A 17,381-nucleotide genomic window follows, 5' to 3' on the forward strand; every position below is an offset into this window, starting at 1 on the left:
TCTCCAGAGACCAGAGCCTTATGATGTAAAGAAAAAGAAACCCACGTCTCAAAAGACGGGGTTTCTCGACAATCTGAGGCCAACTTAAGTTGGCCTTTTGGTCTTTCAGTTATTTTTTGCTTTGAGTCACTTTCCCCTTCACATCACCGATGCTTACTTTTCCATTGCCGCTCTGAATAATGACAACATCTTTTGCAACTTGATCAATATCCAGAGAGCCGTCACCTAACTCAATATATGCAGTACCCCCTATTTTATCTGCTTGAATATGTCCGTTTACATTCTCAATATTGACATCGGATGAGCTATTTTGAATAGTAATTCCCCCATCTCTGTTGGTTAAATCAATGGCTCCACCGATTTCTTTAAGCGTGATATTACCATTCACATTTTCAATGCTTACATCCGAGGCTAAATTCGTTACTTGAATATCTCCATCTCTATGCGGATGTTTAATTTCTAGTTTCATTTGTTCCGGAATGGTGAGCTTGACATCAACCGTTTGGGGACCTGTTGACATGAATTGGCCTTCGAAAAAAGTATTAAGCGTAGCTACACCATCTTTTCCCTCCAGACTTAATTTTAGCTTATCCATGTTGCTGCCATTAGCAACGACACTGGCTTGTATTTTATCTGTATTGTTTTTTCCGACAACTTCAATTTGACCGTTGCTATTATCTAAAACTAAGCTGGAAATACCGGCAGATGATAATTCAAGTTCCTTGTTTAAAGATGTTGCAGGTTTGGATGAACAAGCCGCAGTTAACAGTAACATTGAGATTATCACTAAAGTAGTGAGCCATTTCATTTCAATCACTCCATTTCAAAATAGTTAGTATAGATTTAGATTACATCCCGTTTTGTAAAAATAGGATATGAAACGAGATGCATAGCGACCAGATGAAGTAGAAGGAGGAACAGTGAGAAGCCCAGGGTCATTCCTTCCACTGGTGTCGTTCCAAAAAAATAAGGATTGAGATCTGTGCTGGAAAACACAAAATATTTTGTCCAAGACCATCCATTCATGGTGATACTCAAGACGAATCCTGCTATAGCTGCCAGCATAGAGAATACAATAGAAAATGTAACACTGCGAAATGCTGCAGAAATCATAAATGCAAATGTCAACACGATAACCATAAAAGGTATATTAAATAAAAACCCACCTAACAAGGCTTGAATCATATCTGCCTGCTGAATGGTTTGATCTTTGACGAATAAGTAGGGATCGCCGATCCCCTTGAAGCCAAACATTAAACCACCAAAAAATATGGCAGCCAGAAAAGTGAGCAGAACCAAAAATATCCCAAACAAGAGAGTTGCAATATATTTAGAAAAATAAATTTTCGAGCGTGTAGCTGAACGTGTCAGTAAAAATTTGATTGTACCGGCAGAAAACTCAGAGGCTACAATATCGCCAGCCACGATAAGAGCTAAAAGAGAGATACCTACAATTAAATTTCTGGATTGACTTACTGTAAAACTCCAAGCATTAGATTGAGGAGCGATGTTATGGTCCAAATAATACTGATTCATCAAAATTTTTTCTGCTGCCATTTTTTTCTCAATGGGTAGAGCGTCTGACTTTGCTACATCTCTCGTTAGCTTCGAATTTTCATGCTGTAAAAGCGTTTTCCAGCCTTCATTGTACTCAGTCATACCAGAACTTTTTAAATTGGCCATCTGGATTAATACATACAAAATAAGCAGTATGATGATAAACCAGGTACGTTTACGCTTATAAATCTTCATGTTTTCATTGCAAATTAACTGAATCACTTTTCAATTCCCCCTGTGATTTCAATAAATTTATCCTCTAGTGTCTGTTTCGTGATCTGAACGCTGTATATGTTCACCCCCGTATCCATAAGTTTTTTTGTAATACCCGGAATTTGATCCTTTGTAATGTCAACTTGTAGGGTTTGTTGATCTGCAATAATTTCTTTCCCCGCTAGCATGGACTGGAATACCGGAAGAGCCAATTCGGGTCTGTCTACTTCAAACCGAACAGGAGCAAGCCGATTATCCATCATCTCAGCTACATTATGAATACCAATCAGTTTTCCCTTATTTAAAATCGCTACCTGATCACACATCAGTTCCATTTCAGCCATAAGATGGCTAGAAATAAGAACACCAACGCCTTCCTTTTGAGACAGATTAATTAAATGTTCCCGAAGCTCTCTTATTCCTGCTGGGTCTAAACCATTGGTAGGCTCGTCAAGCACAAGTAAGGAAGGTTTATGGGCCAGAACAACGGCTAATCCCAGTCGCTGCTTCATTCCTAGAGAATAAGTTCCCACTTTCTTATCAATGCTGTCCTCAAGTCCAACGAGCGAGATTACTTCCTGAATACGTTCCGAAGAAACCCCTGGAGACATTCTTGAGAAATGAATCAGATTGTCATAGCCGGATAGATATTTGTACAGATCTGGGTTTTCGACGATAACCCCTACATGTCTCATTGCCTTTTCGAAGGAGCGATCGATATCTTGGCCGTGGATAAATACCTGGCCTCCTGATTTTGAACTTAAACCTACGATCATCCGAATAGTGGTCGTCTTGCCCGCTCCATTTGGGCCAACAAGACCCATGATTTCTCCCGCCTTCACATCCAAGGACAATCCTTCAACAATGGTTCTCTTCCCAATCTTTTTACTTAAATTACGAATCTGTAATAGTGACAACAACGATTCCCTCCCCGCCAACAGTTTGATTGTCTATAAAGTATCAGAAGCGCAGTCATACTCCCTAGTGACAAAATGTCATGACCTTGTTATGATGTGAAAAGATTGAAAAAATTACCTTAATTAAAGAAGAATGGGGTACTTACATGCTTGGATGCAATATGCGCTGGTCTTGGCAGGAATGGATTGTTGCTGTATTCCGAATCTTGTGGTTGATTTGCTTTGTTTTGCTATCGTATCAAGACCGCCCATCTTTCCCTTTCACTGTTGTATTTATCACTGTTCTCGTTTGCTATTCATTACCTTTGTTCATTGATCGAATTCATTACCGATGGTATTTGTTGGCTGAAGTATTTCTAGTGGGTGGAATTTCATTACTATTTGCTCATCAATATGAGCTTGTCCGGCTATTTTTGCCAGCTGTTTTTACGATTGCGTTTTATAGCCGCGGCCGTTCACATGCGGCAACTTTTCCTCTTGCGTTGATGATGTTTTGTCTGGGAGGAAGAGGGGCATTTCATTGGACGATAGAGGACGTATTCCAGAACCTAGTGGATGCTTCGTTTGTATACGGTATTGGTTTCGGATTACAAATGGCATTTCGTTCTATAGATCGGATCAAACAAAAACTCGAATTAATAAAAAAGCAGTATCAAACCCTTGAGCAGTATTCAACTCAGGTCGAACAGATGACACTATTGGAAGAAAGATATCGCATGTCACGCGAGCTTCATGACTCGATTGGTCATACATTCACTTCCATTATCTTAGGTATGGAAACATTACGTCCTTATATCTCTTCTGGAGAGGGGATTGAAAGATTGCAATCTGTTCTTCAACTTGGTCGAACAGGGCTCGAAGATATCCGAAAGCAAGTTCATCAGATGGACCCTATGGAGGAAGATCCTTCTTTGGATTTATCCTTGCTAAATATAATTAATGAATTCAAAAAAAATACTGCCATTCGTGTTGTGTTCAGAACGATGGGGGAGCCGCTTCCTGTACTAAAACAGTCAAAACTGACCTTGTACCGCTGTTTACAAGAATTATTGACTAATGCGAGCCGACATGGGCATGCCAATTCTATTCAGGTGCTTCTTCACTACGACCGTAACCAGATCATTTTGCAGGTGCAGGACAATGGGAAGGGAAGTGACGAAATTAAGTCCGGGTTTGGTCTTTCAGGAATGAAAGAGCGACTTTCGTCTCTTCAAGGCAAGCTATACCTTCATTCCAAAGAAGGTGAAGGAACGATTGTGACCTGTTCTATACCATTACTTCAGGATACAGATGTTAGTAATCCAGAGATCAAGGTATTGTTGGTGGATGATCAATTACTCATTCGGGACAGTTTAGGCCTGTTGCTCAAAAACGAACCTGATTTTCGAATTCAAACGGCAGAAGACGGAAACGTTGCTGTAGATCAATGTGCCAGCGATCCGCCAGACGTTGTATTAATGGATGTACATATGCCCCAGATGGACGGTATTACTGCGACGAAGTTAATTAAAGAAAGCTGGCCTAACATACGTGTAATTATGATCACAACCTTTGATGACATTTCGTATGCTACGAAATCACTTGCTTTGGGTGCTGAAGGTTATCTACTAAAATCAATTGATCCAAGAGAGCTGGCTAATACGATACGGCTTGTGCACCATGGAGGAACGATGATAACGCAAGAAGTAGCAAGTACACTGTTTCAGCAAATGACGGGGACGATGAAGAACCCTTATGGACTGACAGAGCGTGAGTTGGAAATTCTACAGTGTTTAACTGAAGGGCACCGTTATAAAGCAATTGCAGGTAAGGTTCATTTGTCTGAAGGAACCGTTCGAAACTACATTTCAACTATATACTCAAAAATGCAAGTACAGAGTCGTGACGAAGCGATTGAAAAAGCTAAAACTGAGTTGCTCACAGACTCTAAGTAAAAACAAGATATATAGACTACACGCGTTCTTGTTCAAAGAACATAAAAAGAATGTCCTGAGTCAAACAGGACTTTTCAGCTTAGGGGATTAGAAGAGTAGCTATATATCATAGACCTGAATAGATTTAAGTAGCGTCGTCCTGTACTTGGTCGACGCTGTTTTTTTGTAGCCAGTTGATATCCAGCAGGTGTGTGCAGCAACCGGCCTAGTCAATCCGTATTGTAGAACAGAATTGTATTTTGCTACATATTCATATGATTCTACCATTTCACAGACTTGCAATTGGGGTACCAAATGATGGATGATGGAAGAGAGAGTTTTATGTAGAAAATAGGGCTAAAGATAGAGAGGATACCAATAATAAATAGATCGTATTTACCGTATTTTTGTATATTATTGTAGAAAAAGATCGTAATTCAGGTTATAGTAAAGGAAGAAATTAACTAGGATGCATTTTACTCAAATACGTAATTGTGGAGGTAACCATGAGTACATTTAAAAATTGGTTGAATACAACTAAAAAAGGACTTGGAGACCAAGTTAAAAAATTTAAGAATAAAGATTTTATGGAAGCTGTTGTTGCAGGTTGTGCATTAGTAGCTTTTGCTGACGGTACTATTAGTCCAGAAGAGAAAACAAAAATGGCCGGATACATAAATATCAGTGAAGAATTGAAAGTGTTTGATATGGGGGAGGTCATCAACCGTTTCAATCACTATGTAGCGAACTTTGAGTTTTCACCTGAAATCGGCAAACAGGAAGCACTGAAAGCGATTGGTAGATTGAAAGGTAAGCCTGAAGTAGGCCGACTCGTCGTTGGCGTATGCAGCGCCATTGGTGCAGCTGACGGTGACTTTGATGCCAATGAACAGCGAATTGTTGCTGAGATTTGTGGCGCGCTTGGTTTGAATCCGTCTGAATTTAGTCTGTAAATTTTACGGAAGGGAGGTGTGTTAATCAGTGGCTGTAATTAATCTGGTCAAGGGCCAGAAAGTTGATTTGACCAAAGGCAACACAGGACTAACCAAGGTTATAGCTGGATTGGGATGGGACCCAGTGCAGTCCAAAGGATTTTTTGGCATCAAGAAGCAACCGAACATTGATTGTGATGCTTCTGCCATTTTGCTGGACGCAAACGGGAAACTGACTCAGTTGGACAATGTAATATGTTTCCATAATAAAAAAAGCCCATGCGGCTCAGTCGTTCATTCCGGTGATAATCTGACTGGACAAGGCGACGGTGATGATGAACAAATTGCGATTGACCTGGCACGTATTCCTGCCAATGTCGACAAAGTGCTTGTTGTTGTGAATATATATGATTGCGTAAACCGGAAACAGGATTTCGGCATGATCGAGAAGGCGTATATCCGCATTCTGGATGGTGCTAATTCCAAGGAACTGGTGACGTTTAATTTATCTGATAATTATGAGGGGCTGACCGCACTGGTCTGTGGAGAACTCTATCGTCATAACAACGAATGGAAGTTTGCTGCAATCGGTGAAGGAACCCATGCCGTACATATTGATGTGCTGGCTCAGCGTTATATGTAATTTTAGTTGCTCATACAAAACTTAATGTGAAAAGGGGTTCTTACTCATGGCAATTAACTTATCCAAAGGTCAAAAAATTGATTTGACGAAAACAAATCCAGGTTTGTCCAAAATTATGGTTGGTCTCGGTTGGGACACAAACAAATATGATGGCGGAAAAGATTTTGACCTGGACGTATCCGTATTTTTGGCTAATGCGGAAGGTAAAGTAGAATCCGATAAGAACTTTGTCTTTTTTAATAACCCACAAAATGAGAACGGTTCTGTCGTTCATACAGGGGATAACCGCACAGGTGATGGCGACGGAGATGACGAGCAAATTAAAATTGATTTGGGTAGCGTGCCAGCTAACGTTGAAAAGATCGCTTTTACGATTACAATCTATGAAGCACAAGAACGCAGCCAAAACTTTGGACAAGTGTCCCGTGCTTATGCTCGTATCGTAAACGAAGCAAACAATGAAGAATTGGTCCGCTTTGATCTGGGAGAAGATTTCTCAATCGAAACAGGCGTTGTTGTAGGCGAACTGTATCGTCATAGCGGTGAGTGGAAGTTCAATGCCATTGGTAGCGGCTACCAAGATGGTCTTGCAGGATTGACACGCGATTACGGTTTGGCATAAAAAAATCTATACAACGAAAGCGGGTATGCGGAATGACCATTAGCCTTTCCAAAGGACAACGTATTGATCTGACCAAAACGAATCCCGGCTTGACTCGTGTCGTTGTAGGTCTTGGATGGGATACGAATAAATACAGTGGTGGCGCAGACTTTGACCTGGATGCTTCGGCTTTCCTACTTTATGAAGACGGTAAAGCTAAAGCAGCGGATGATTTTGTATTTTACAACAACCCGACAGGCGGAGCAGGATCGGTTACTCATACGGGCGATAACCGTACAGGTGAGGGCGATGGGGATGACGAGCAAATCATCGTTGATTTCTCGAAGATTCCTGCGAACATCCACCGTATCGGGATCACGGTTACCATTTATGATTACGAGGCTCGCGCGCAAAACTTTGGTCAAGTGTCCAATGCTTTTGTACGTGTGGTAGATGCGGCAACAGATCGTGAAGTGCTGCGCTACGATTTGGGAGAAGATTTCTCCACCGAAACGGCCGTCGTATTCTGTGAATTTTACCGTCAGAATGCGGACTGGAAATTCCAGGCTATCGGTAGTGGCTTTGCTGGTGGATTGGGTGCGCTTGCTAAAAACTATGGCTTGGACGCTCAATAATATCCACTTGGGGTGGTGTCCATAGGGCGCTACCCTTTCTTTTTAAGCTATTACATTAGCGTACGCTGACACATGACAAACCGACAGAAAGGTGACACAATCATGGCTGTTATCGTAGTAAAGGGACAGAAGGCGGATTTGACGAAAACAAATCCGGGCCTGACCCATGTCAACGTAGGGATTGGCTGGGAGTCCCCAGCGTCTCTGGAGCTGGATACTTCGGCATTTTTGCTGGGTTCTGGAGGAAAAGTATCGGGCGATGAGGACTTAATTTTTTATAACAATCCGACCACGCCCTTTATCACCTATTCAGACGGACAACAGTCCGGTGATAAAAAGCAATTTGCCCTTGATCTGACGCGAATTCCTGCAAATATCGAGAAGATTGCGTTTACGCTGACGATTTATGATGCGGATCAGAAACGGCAAAATTTTGGACAGGTTCAAGGTGGGTTCATTCGTTTTGCTCATCCGGTTAGCGGAGAGGTTTTGCGGTTTAATTTGGACAGTGGATTTACAGTGGAAACGGCGATTGTCATTGGTGAACTGTATCGTCATAACGGAGAATGGAAATTCAACGCGATTGGCGCAGGTTTTTCCGGTGGATTGGATGCGTTGTGCGTTAATTTTGGGATTGAAGTGGAAAATAATCCGGCTCCTCCCACGCCAGTGCCTACACCTCCTCCAGCGCCTCGACCAGCACCAACGCCGCCACCAGTACCACCTGCTCCGAAGCCAGAGCCATCTGCAACACCAGTGAATCTGAATTTGCGGAAAATTGAGCTGAAGAAGAAGGGCGATACCATCAACCTGAAAAAAGGCTCAGGCGGATTGGGTGAAATCCTGATCAATCTGAACTGGAATCAGGTGCAGCAAAGCAAGGGCTTTTTCAATCGCGGTTCCAAGGGTGTCGATCTGGATCTGGGCTGCTTGTATGAGATGAAGAACGGAGATAAGGGCGTTGTGCAGGCGCTCGGGGAAGTTTTCGGTTCTCTAAATCGCTTCCCGTACATTGCTCTGGATGGCGACGACCGTACAGGCTCTGTGAAAACAGGGGAAAATCTTCGCATTAATGGTGCTAAAATTTCTGAAATTAAGCGAATTTTGGTGTTTACCTTCATCTATGAAGGAGTCACGAACTGGTCACAAGCGGACGGGGTAGTCACGCTGTACCAGAAGGATGGGCCGGACATTATCGTTCACATGAATGAACATGACAACCGCAAAGGGATGTGTGCAATTGCCATGGTTCAAAATGTAAACGATGAAACGTTCAGCATTGAAAGACTCGTACAGTTCTATGGCGGTCATCGTGAGTTGGATCGGGCATATAACTGGGGCATGCGCTGGTCGCAGGGTAGCAAATAAATTGAATTATCGGAGGCACTCTTTTCATGTTGAATGATTTGTTTAAAAATATCAGCGAAAACTACGGCCATTTCTTTTCATGGAGTGATGTTGTAGCTACGCTTACTGATCCAGTGAGTTGGGGGATTATAGGAACTCTCATTTTGCTGGAAGGACTTTTATCGGCGGATAACGCCTTGGTTCTCGCAGTTATGGTTAAACACTTACCTAAGGAACAACAGAAGAGAGCCTTATTTTACGGGATTTTGGGTGCGTATATATTCAGGTTCCTGGCTATCGGCTTGGGTACATTCCTGATTAAGTTCACCCTAATTAAGGTACTGGGTGCGGCTTATCTGCTCTATATCGCTTATAAGGGCTTATTCAAGTCCGAAGGTGATGGAGAAGTGAAAAACAAACCTACATCTTTTTGGAAAACCGTATTAATGGTCGAACTGATGGATATTGCCTTCAGTATTGACAGCGTCATTGCCGCTTTCGGTGTGAGTGAGAAAGTATGGGTTCTGTTCCTGGGTGGTATTCTCGGCGTTCTGATGATGCGTGGTGTTGCTCAAGTGTTCCTCAAGCTCATTGATAAATTTCCGGAACTGGAACAGACAGCCTTTATTATGATCGCCATTATCGGGGGTAAAATGCTGGCTGCTGCTTTTGGCTTTCATATGTCGCAGGTTTTATTCTTCGGCATTTTGATTGCTGTCTTTGTAGGCACAATGGTTATCAGCTCGGCGAAAAGAAAGAAAAAGGCCGACAAAGAGGCTTAATGTACAAAGTATAGCGAAATCCCTCCTGAAACTAAGGGGGGATTTCTTTTATACCCGAAGCACAGGGCTTCAGTCAGGCAAGAAAGAGCAAGAGGAGGGGAAAGGGCCCTGAAATATTTTAATGATTTAACCTCTGAGGAAGTAGAAGCGATCTTTTATACTCCACCGTTGGAGTTTCATAACCGTTCTCCCAAAAGTATATTGGCTTATGCGATAGGAGCAGCTTTGTACATGCCCGCTACCCGCTCGGAAGTAGCAGAGGAGATCAAAAATGGAAAACATGAAGGACTAACAACGGTCATTCTGGATCTGGAGGATGCTATAGGGGATCAGCAGGTCGGTCAGGCAGAACAATCGCTGGCACAGCAGCTGCTTCAACTATTGTCCTATGTACGGACGGGGATGATGAGTGAACAGCAATTACCATTGTTATTTGTGCGTGTGCGCTCTGTGGAGCAGTTGGAACGACTACTGAACGGTTTGGGTGAATCTTTGTCGCTGCTCACGGGCTTTGTCTTACCCAAGTTCTCTTCGGATAATGGACGAGCGTATTTTGCACTCATTGCTGAATATAACCGGAATATGCATACAGGGGCAGGAAGCGAAAGCAACATGCCTGTGCTGTATGGATTACCGATTCTTGAAAGCTCCAAAATTATTTATCGGGAAACCCGCTGGAATGAGCTACTGTCGATTAAAGAAATTTTGGACGAGTACCAGGAATATGTGCTCAATGTACGAATTGGGGCAACTGATTTCTCCAGCCTGTATGGACTGAGACGCAGCCCGGATATTACGATTTATGAAATTGCCGTCATTCGGGATTGCATCGCAGATATTATTAACTTGTTTGGACGCGTGGGCTCAAATTATGTCATTTCCGGTCCTGTATGGGAATATTTCTCTCACCGAGAACGTGTCTTTAAACCTCAATTAAGAGTGTCTCCTTTCGAAGATGCACTTGGAAAGCCGGGACGACACTTGCGGTTGGACTTCATCTCAGATGCCGTAGATGGACTGATTCGAGAAGTCATGATGGACAAAGAGAATGGGATTATTGGCAAAACGATTATCCATCCCTCCCATATTAAACCGGTACAGGCCATGTATGCGGTGACACATGAAGAGTATATGGATGCACTTGAAATTGTTGAGCGTAACGACGGTAGTCTGGGTGTATTCAAAAGTACCTATGCCAACAAAATGAATGAAATTAAGCCGCATTTGAATTGGGCTCATCGTATTATCAATAGATCAAAAGTATACGGGGTGTTACATGAACAACAACATTTTGTCAGTCTCTTACCCAACCACGAAAACACATCTGCTGCCAATTCTGGAGCAGTTCAGCGTTAAAATTACGGAGACACATAATCCATTCCGCCTTCCTGTGGACAAGCTGTTTGCGATGGCGGCACGGGTCAATAAAAAGCGTTCGTTTTTATTTGTCAGCAAGGTGCTGGGCAAGCATATTCCGGTAAACCCATACACCTCTCTGCTCAGTGGTGCGGCGCTGGCGATTCTACTATATAAGGAGCTTGTCCCACAAGCGGGACAACAGATGGATGAACTGATAGGAGAGGCCGTGAGAGGACTTCTTGACCCGGACTATGCGAAAGAGGCCTACCGAAAGCTGATGGATGAACGTTTAGCTTTTGCTTTTACGGAGCCGATCAAGTTTGTTGGTTTTGCCGAGACGGCTACAGCACTGGGACACAGCATGTATCGGTTGTTTGACGACGGAGCCTCGTATATTCATACGACGCGCGAGGATATTCCGGGCCTTCGGCCTATTATTCGGTTTGAAGAAGAGCATTCGCACGCTGTTGATCATCGTTGCTATGCACTGGATGAAGATGCTTTTGCGGGAGATGGCCCGATTGTGCTGGTAGATGATGAAATTACGACGGGAAAAACAACGCTTAATATCATACGGGATATTCAGGAGCATTTTCCGCGTAAACAGTATGTGATTGCTTCGTTATTGGATTGGCGGACAGACAGCGACGAGCAGGCTTTCACTGACCTGGAGGCAGAGCTAGGCATTACGATTACGCCTTTAAGCTTGCTCAAAGGAAAGATAGAGGTACAGGGTGTACCGATCCTGGATCACGCAGCATATGCCGGACAGGCTGGGCACCCAGAACATGCAGCCACTAGCATGGCAGAGGTTAATAAAGACGCTTCTGGAATAATTGACCACCGTTTTGAAAGGGATACTCCCGGTTTTGAGCGGGTAGTACACAGTTCCATGTCAACAGACGGGTATGTCAATACAGCTCCTTATCTAAAATATACAGGCCGTTTTGGTCTACAATCCGCTGACAATTCAGCATTGGATGCAGAAATCACGCGTACAGCTGAACGACTGAACCAACTTCGTTCTGGGCAACGCACGCTGGTTATGGGCACGGGGGAATTCATGTACATTCCAATGCGGATTGCAGCAGATTTAGGCCCGGATGTATATTTTCAATCGACGACACGCAGCCCGGTGTATCCCCACCGAGAAGAAGGGTATGGTGTCGCCTGTGGTGTGACCTATCCATCGCCTGAGGACAGTACGGTACGCAATTTTATTTATAATGTAGACCCCGGTCAGTATGACGAAATATTTGTTTTGATGGAAAGGGAGTCAGACCCAGGGCGGATGAAACCCATGCAGGAAGCTTTGACCCGTCTGGGTTGCGATAAAGTGCATGTTGTTTATTTTAATGGGTTAACTAGACAGGAGAGTAAAGGAGCGCGGATATGAAGCAAGCACTTATGGAGCAAATACAGCAGAAGAATATTCATCCGCCCGAACCGCTGGGCAGTTATCCTGCCTCGGATGTCACTTTTTTATTGAAGGATTTGAGCCGGGTTACGTTGGAAAAAGGGACGGAGGATCGTGAAGAGGCGATTCAGTCGGGAGTCCATTATTCAGAAATGCTACCAGTGGAATACGAGCCCACAGCAGAGTATATTGCACTGTTTCACGAAACGCTTGCCCAATCTGCCAAAAAGGTTGCATTAGCGGCAGCTTCTGTGGCTGAGATGATTGTGAGAAAAAGAGGCCTGAACACGGCGATTGTTTCTCTGGCTAGGGCAGGGACGCCCATTGGTATCCTGATCAAGCGTTATATTGACTGGAAGTATGGCGTATCCTTGCCGCATTACAGCATTTCTATTATTCGTGGCAAAGGCATTGACCGGAATGCGATTTTATACATTTTACAGCAGCATGGGCTGGGGATTGAACTTCAGTTTGTCGATGGCTGGACGGGGAAAGGGGCGATTCGGCAGGTATTGATTGAGGCCTGTCGTGAGATGAACGCGGATTACGGGTTGCGTCTAAATGATGATCTGGCGGTGCTGGCCGATCCGGGCAGATGTTCGGAAACCTTTGGTACACGAGAAGATTATTTGATTCCAAGCGCTTGTCTGAATTCGACTGTATCCGGTTTGATGAGTCGGACGGTATTACGCGACGATCTCATAGGCCCGGACGATTTCCATGGGGCCAAATTTTATGAATCCTGGCGGTCAGTGGATCAGTCCAATACGTTTGTGGATACGATATCCGGGTACTTTCAAGACGTGGCTGAAACGGCCATTGCATATGCAGAACAAATGACATTGAACCCGTCTGCGGTGACATGGCAAGGCTTACGGGATATAGAGGCGATTCAGCAGGCATTTGGTATTCGGGATATCAATCTGGTCAAGCCCGGAGTGGGGGAGACGACTCGTGTACTACTGCGCAGGGTGCCGTGGAAAATTCTGATTGACCGCGAAGATAATCCGAATCTTCAGCATATTATGCTGCTGGCCAAGGACCGTGGAGTGCCTGTAGAGGTATTTGAAGGATTGACTTATTCCTGCTGCGGAATTATCAAGCCGCTCAAGGGGGGACAAGAATGATCTACGCAAGTGACTTGGATCAGACACTGATTTACTCCAAACGTTCGCTTGGCGTACCGCTGGAGTCTCCTGGGCTGTTGCCTGCGGAACAGATAGACGGGGCGACATCGGCTTTTATTTCTGAACAAGCCCTGCAATGGCTAAAGACACTGCCTGAAGATGTGATGTTTATGCCCGTGACGACTCGGACGATGGAACAGTATCGACGAATCACTGTGTTTCAGACGGAGTTGGTTCCCGCATATGCCGTGACGAGTAATGGTGGAAACATCATCGTCGGAGGCGAGGTGGATCGAGAGTGGAATCGGCGTATTCATGAACAAGTACGCCGTGATGGTGCTCATGCGGAAGAAGCACGTCAGGTGTTCGGACAGGTGCTGCATGAAGACTGGGTGGTAAACGAGCGCTTTTGCGATGAGTTATTCTATGCTTTCATGATTGAACGGGATCGTATGCCGCTGGAACAGGTGCTGGAGAAGGCGCGAATCATGCGTGAAATGGGCTGGGAGGTATCCATTCAAGGTCGTAAGGTGTATTTGGTACCTGCGGCCGTGAATAAACAAGCAGCCGTGGAGCACATCCGCAATCTCACGAATGGAGGGGCAGTGGTTGCGTCCGGTGACTCTTTGCTAGACCGTTGTTTGCTGGACTATGCCGATTATGCGATTGCTCCGCGTCATGGTGAATTGTATCGGGAACAGCTGCGGGATAAGCTGGAGGTCAATTACCGTTTTACAGAAGTGTCGGGGGTTTATGCAGCGGACGAAATCATGGCGTATGTTCATGCAATACACCGGAGTGTATTCGCAGCTCAAACTTCATTTTCAGAATAGATAGGGGACGTGGCTCTGTGAAGAAGGTTAAGGTGTATTTTAACCGCTGGTTTTCAGTGGCGTATCATTATATGAATGCTATTCGTAACAATGAGGACGGTTTTCCGTTCGAGATCTATGCGACGCACTCTGATCCGCAGCACATGGCGCTACAGGCCAGTGATATAGCTGAAGTAGAGCCTCGCACCAGTGGTGTGGAGTACGCACGGTTTTGCGCTGATTTTTGCAGGCGGCACGGAATTGATGTCTTTATCCCCCGGTGGAATATGCTCGATATTAGCAAGCATCTTTATTTGTTCGATGATATTGGGACAAAAGTGATGGTATGCCAAGATACCGAACTGCTGGAGCAACTGATGGAAAAGGATCTGTTTTATGAATCCATTCGTCAAAAGGACATTGTCACGATTCCCGACTATGCCATTGCCAGCAATGCCGAGCAGTTTAAACAGGCTTATGAGTCGTTAATAGCACTTGGGCATAAGGTATGCTTCAAGCCATGTAATGCAGAAGGCGGGATGGGCTTTCGTATCATCGACAATGAACGTAATCCGCTGGAGGAACTGTTCGGCCATGCGCTGAATCATATTTCGTTCGAGGAAGCACACCGCGTATTGTCATCCACAGAATCATTTCCCAATCTGATGGTGATGGAGCTGCTGAAGGGATACGAATACAGTATTGACTGCCTGGCTGACCGGAACGGAAAACTGCTAGCGGCGGTTCCGCGTAGGAAGGCAGGAGGACGATTACGGCTGCTGGAGCAGCATCCCGAGCTGTTGGAGGTGGCACATAAGGTCGCTGAGGCGTATCACATTCCGTACAATTATAACATTCAGGTAAAATATAATGGCGAGCAGGCCAAGCTGCTAGAGATCAATCCGCGGATGTCCGGAGGACTTCATGTATCATGTTTGTCTGGTATCAATTTTCCTTATCTAGCGGTGAAATCGGCTTTGGGTCATGAGATCGGTTCACTTCATCCGCAATACGACATTTTAGCCAGTCATATCGAGCAGCCAATCACCATACGTAAATCCGTACATTGACACACACAAATATTGTTTTCTACAATATGGTAAGGGTTTACGTCAGGAGGTACAAGCTATGACGTCAAAAATGTGGGGTGCCACGATTGCTGTGGTTAGCTACCTGATTGCGCTTTTACTAAGTTTTTGGTTGCCACTGTTTGTGTGTTTGGCGATTCCGATCATTGGTTTGGGAGGATACAGCGCCATCATGGCTGTTCGCCATCCTCGCCCCAATCTGACCGGTTCCGTGATTCCGGTGGTGCAGGAGCAGGTCGGTGAGACACAGCAGCATGAAAAGGAAGCTACCGTTCGACCGGAGTCTATGACAGGACAAGTACGTCAACCAGATCAGGTGAGTAGTGAATTTGCTCAGGTGATGGAGTATTTAGAGGTACTGGAGGATATGGTGATCTCCGAGGGACAGAAGGATGCGCTTGATAACGAGATTGTCGAGAAGGCGCTGGCTCTATTTGCACGTTTGCAGCGGGTCATTCCGCTTTTGCATGAACTGAACAACAGCGAAGTGAATCATACGGTTCGGAGATTGATTTTGAAGGATTTGAACGGACTGATTAATCCGTTTCTTCGGCTCAGCGGCGATGCGAAGCGGACCAACCGGAGGACGTTATTAAACGGATTACGGGATGTGGACAGCAAAATATCGGTAATTGTGTCCACGGTGGAGCACAAGGATCTGCTGGAATTACAGAGCAAAGCGGAGCTTATTCACCAGCGATATAGCAGTTCCGAATTGTAGGCGATTTTTTGAGAAAATAAAAAAAGTAGCAGTATAGCTGCTCTGAATAACAACGATTAGACTTGGGTAACAGTTGTTTTCAGAATAGGAGGTAGGTATGGCGACCCCATGGGCTGAATTGAAAAAAGAAGATGAACAAAAGGTGACTGAGGAGGCTTCACAGCTGATTCAGAAAGTATCACAAAGCGATGTCATGAGCCTGGATACCTTAATGGATGATATCGGTAAGTTGGGGGTTAAAACGCAGGAACGTGCGGGGCAGACCCTTAAAATGCTGGATCGTCCGGTAAACGACCTCATGTCCGGTGATCGGGCTGAGGTATCCAATATGATCTTAAAGCTGCGAGATGAATGCGAAACGCTCCAGCAGAGCAAAAACATGAGCTTTTTTGGCAAGCTGCTGCGTAAAAGCCCGTTAAAAAACTACATTTACAAGTATCAGTCGGTGAAGACGAACATCGAGAAAATCATTACTGCCTTGAGAGATGGTAAAGATAATCTGGAAGAAAACATCGTCAGCATGAGACAGTTGAAGAAGGCTTCCATTGAAGAAATTTACAATTTACAGACGAAGATTGCCTTTGGTAATCGCCTGAAAGAACTGTTTGAGACCGAGATTGCTAAGCCGGAAAACGAAAACCGTAAGCCTCATCTGGAGCGGGGATTACGCAAGGTGGTTACTCGTACGCAGTCAATGACAGAAATGATTTTGTTATACAATCAGGCGATTGCAGCAACGGATATTATTAATGATAACAATGATAAACTGATTGATTCTGTAAATAATGCGATTGATAAAACATCGAATCTGATCACTGTATCGGCTATGATCGCGATGGCGCTGGCGGATCAGGATAAAATCATTTCAGCCGTCGATGCGACCAACCGTACGATTGAAGATCAATTCAAGGAAAATGCGAACCTTCTCAAAACGACGACCGAGAGAACGACAGATTTGCTTAGCAAGCCTTCTATGTCACTGGAGGCTGTGAATCAGGCGATTGGTGATTTGGTATCTGCTTTGGATCTGTCTGAAAAATCAAACCGTCGGATTATTGAAAGCTGCCACGATTATACAAGTAAAATGACAGCAATCAATGCCAACCTTAGCCAACGTCTGGGGATCGAAGGGAAAGAACCATCCAAACCGCTGAAGGATAGCAATTCCTCTGAGGGTCTAAGCTCGTTTTTGAACTGATGACAATGTAGAATAATAGACCCAATCTATGAAAAAGACGCCTGAAGTGCACCCCTTAGAATAGACATTGGAATAAACCCCTGGTTTATCCGATGTATTTCTAGGGGGTGCATTTTTTA

17 protein-coding genes are annotated in these 17,381 nt (G+C 44.5%); 14 read left to right on the forward strand and 3 right to left on the reverse strand.

Going from position 1 to position 17,381, the window contains the following annotated elements; genetic code table 11:
• Positions 1–109: 109 nt before the first annotated feature.
• Genes NLX78_RS26115 through NLX78_RS26125 form a run of 3 tightly spaced genes read right to left on the reverse strand, consistent with a single transcriptional unit; the run spans position 110 to position 2,687 of the window.
• Positions 110–808 (reverse strand): DUF4097 family beta strand repeat-containing protein, encoded by a 699-nt coding sequence (locus NLX78_RS26115; RefSeq protein WP_254351893.1) that lies wholly within the window; start codon positions 806–808, stop codon positions 110–112.
• A 35-nt stretch (positions 809–843) separates the two neighbouring features.
• Positions 844–1,779: an ABC transporter permease gene (locus NLX78_RS26120; RefSeq protein ID WP_254351894.1), complete on the reverse strand. Its 936-nt coding sequence runs from the start codon at positions 1,777–1,779 to the stop codon at positions 844–846.
• Positions 1,776–2,687 carry an ABC transporter ATP-binding protein gene (locus NLX78_RS26125; RefSeq protein ID WP_025679827.1) on the reverse strand — a complete coding sequence of 304 codons (912 nt, stop codon included), beginning with the start codon at positions 2,685–2,687 and terminating at the stop codon, positions 1,776–1,778. The genes NLX78_RS26120 and NLX78_RS26125 overlap by 4 nt, the downstream gene beginning before the upstream one ends.
• Before the next feature lie 146 nt (positions 2,688–2,833).
• Here NLX78_RS26125 and NLX78_RS26130 point away from each other — a divergent pair, with 146 nt between their 5' ends.
• The 14 genes from NLX78_RS26130 to NLX78_RS26195 all read left to right on the forward strand — a co-directional run bounded on the left by NLX78_RS26130 (position 2,834) and on the right by NLX78_RS26195 (position 17,262).
• Positions 2,834–4,621 carry a hybrid sensor histidine kinase/response regulator transcription factor gene (locus NLX78_RS26130; RefSeq protein ID WP_254351895.1) on the forward strand — a complete coding sequence of 596 codons (1,788 nt, stop codon included), beginning with the start codon at positions 2,834–2,836 and terminating at the stop codon, positions 4,619–4,621.
• 485 nt (positions 4,622–5,106) lie between these two features.
• Positions 5,107–5,553: a tellurite resistance TerB family protein gene (locus NLX78_RS26135; RefSeq protein WP_254327135.1), complete on the forward strand. Its 447-nt coding sequence runs from the start codon at positions 5,107–5,109 to the stop codon at positions 5,551–5,553.
• 28 nt (positions 5,554–5,581) lie between these two features.
• A complete protein-coding gene (locus NLX78_RS26140) occupies positions 5,582–6,175 on the forward strand; it encodes a TerD family protein (protein ID WP_254351896.1) in 594 nt (197 codons plus the stop codon).
• Positions 6,176–6,221: 46 nt separating this feature from the next.
• A complete protein-coding gene (locus tag NLX78_RS26145; RefSeq protein ID WP_025720839.1) occupies positions 6,222–6,797 on the forward strand; it encodes a TerD family protein in 576 nt (191 codons plus the stop codon).
• Positions 6,798–6,829: 32 nt separating this feature from the next.
• Positions 6,830–7,411 (forward strand): TerD family protein, encoded by a 582-nt coding sequence (locus NLX78_RS26150; protein ID WP_023987194.1) that lies wholly within the window; start codon positions 6,830–6,832, stop codon positions 7,409–7,411.
• A gap of 102 nt (positions 7,412–7,513) precedes the next feature.
• Complete coding sequence (locus NLX78_RS26155; protein WP_254351897.1) at positions 7,514–8,779, forward strand: TerD family protein; 1,266 nt, start codon at positions 7,514–7,516, stop codon at positions 8,777–8,779.
• 26 nt (positions 8,780–8,805) lie between these two features.
• Positions 8,806–9,540: a TerC family protein gene (locus NLX78_RS26160; protein ID WP_023987196.1), complete on the forward strand. Its 735-nt coding sequence runs from the start codon at positions 8,806–8,808 to the stop codon at positions 9,538–9,540.
• 168 nt (positions 9,541–9,708) lie between these two features.
• The gene (locus tag NLX78_RS26165) at positions 9,709–10,896 is read left to right on the forward strand and encodes an HpcH/HpaI aldolase/citrate lyase family protein (protein WP_061831755.1); all 1,188 of its coding nucleotides are present in this window, start codon (positions 9,709–9,711) and stop codon (positions 10,894–10,896) included.
• Between the two features lie 52 nt (positions 10,897–10,948).
• The gene (locus NLX78_RS26170) at positions 10,949–12,295 is read left to right on the forward strand and encodes a phosphoribosyltransferase family protein (RefSeq protein WP_254351902.1); all 1,347 of its coding nucleotides are present in this window, start codon (positions 10,949–10,951) and stop codon (positions 12,293–12,295) included.
• Positions 12,292–13,443 (forward strand): cysteine protease StiP family protein, encoded by a 1,152-nt coding sequence (locus NLX78_RS26175; protein WP_254351898.1) that lies wholly within the window; start codon positions 12,292–12,294, stop codon positions 13,441–13,443. Before NLX78_RS26170 ends, NLX78_RS26175 begins: the two co-directional genes overlap by 4 nt.
• Positions 13,440–14,276: an HAD family hydrolase gene (locus tag NLX78_RS26180; protein ID WP_061831753.1), complete on the forward strand. Its 837-nt coding sequence runs from the start codon at positions 13,440–13,442 to the stop codon at positions 14,274–14,276. Before NLX78_RS26175 ends, NLX78_RS26180 begins: the two co-directional genes overlap by 4 nt.
• A gap of 17 nt (positions 14,277–14,293) precedes the next feature.
• Positions 14,294–15,325: an ATP-grasp domain-containing protein gene (locus tag NLX78_RS26185; protein WP_254351899.1), complete on the forward strand. Its 1,032-nt coding sequence runs from the start codon at positions 14,294–14,296 to the stop codon at positions 15,323–15,325.
• A 58-nt stretch (positions 15,326–15,383) separates the two neighbouring features.
• Positions 15,384–16,064, forward strand: coding sequence for a hypothetical protein (locus tag NLX78_RS26190; RefSeq protein WP_254351900.1), 681 nt, complete (start codon positions 15,384–15,386; stop codon positions 16,062–16,064).
• A 97-nt stretch (positions 16,065–16,161) separates the two neighbouring features.
• Complete coding sequence (locus NLX78_RS26195; protein WP_254351901.1) at positions 16,162–17,262, forward strand: toxic anion resistance protein; 1,101 nt, start codon at positions 16,162–16,164, stop codon at positions 17,260–17,262.
• Positions 17,263–17,381: the final 119 nt, after the last annotated feature.

It is taken from the genome of Paenibacillus sp. Lou8.1, assembly GCF_024213565.1.
GTDB classification, from domain to species: domain Bacteria; phylum Bacillota; class Bacilli; order Paenibacillales; family Paenibacillaceae; genus Paenibacillus; species Paenibacillus polymyxa_B.

What these genes read in the sequence shown, in the direction of transcription:
- NLX78_RS26115 (WP_254351893.1), bottom strand. Translation starts at nt 808, where the DNA reads ATGAAATGGCTCACTACTTTAGTGATAATCTCAATGTTACTGTTAACT.
- NLX78_RS26130 (WP_254351895.1), top strand. Translation starts at nt 2,834, where the DNA reads ATGCTTGGATGCAATATGCGCTGGTCTTGGCAGGAATGGATTGTTGCT.
- NLX78_RS26135 (WP_254327135.1), top strand. Translation starts at nt 5,107, where the DNA reads ATGAGTACATTTAAAAATTGGTTGAATACAACTAAAAAAGGACTTGGA.
- NLX78_RS26145 (WP_025720839.1), top strand. Translation starts at nt 6,222, where the DNA reads ATGGCAATTAACTTATCCAAAGGTCAAAAAATTGATTTGACGAAAACA.
- NLX78_RS26150 (WP_023987194.1), top strand. Translation starts at nt 6,830, where the DNA reads ATGACCATTAGCCTTTCCAAAGGACAACGTATTGATCTGACCAAAACG.
- NLX78_RS26155 (WP_254351897.1), top strand. Translation starts at nt 7,514, where the DNA reads ATGGCTGTTATCGTAGTAAAGGGACAGAAGGCGGATTTGACGAAAACA.
- NLX78_RS26160 (WP_023987196.1), top strand. Translation starts at nt 8,806, where the DNA reads ATGTTGAATGATTTGTTTAAAAATATCAGCGAAAACTACGGCCATTTC.
- NLX78_RS26170 (WP_254351902.1), top strand. Translation starts at nt 10,949, where the DNA reads ATGGCGGCACGGGTCAATAAAAAGCGTTCGTTTTTATTTGTCAGCAAG.
- NLX78_RS26175 (WP_254351898.1), top strand. Translation starts at nt 12,292, where the DNA reads ATGAAGCAAGCACTTATGGAGCAAATACAGCAGAAGAATATTCATCCG.
- NLX78_RS26180 (WP_061831753.1), top strand. Translation starts at nt 13,440, where the DNA reads ATGATCTACGCAAGTGACTTGGATCAGACACTGATTTACTCCAAACGT.
- NLX78_RS26190 (WP_254351900.1), top strand. Translation starts at nt 15,384, where the DNA reads ATGACGTCAAAAATGTGGGGTGCCACGATTGCTGTGGTTAGCTACCTG.
- NLX78_RS26195 (WP_254351901.1), top strand. Translation starts at nt 16,162, where the DNA reads ATGGCGACCCCATGGGCTGAATTGAAAAAAGAAGATGAACAAAAGGTG.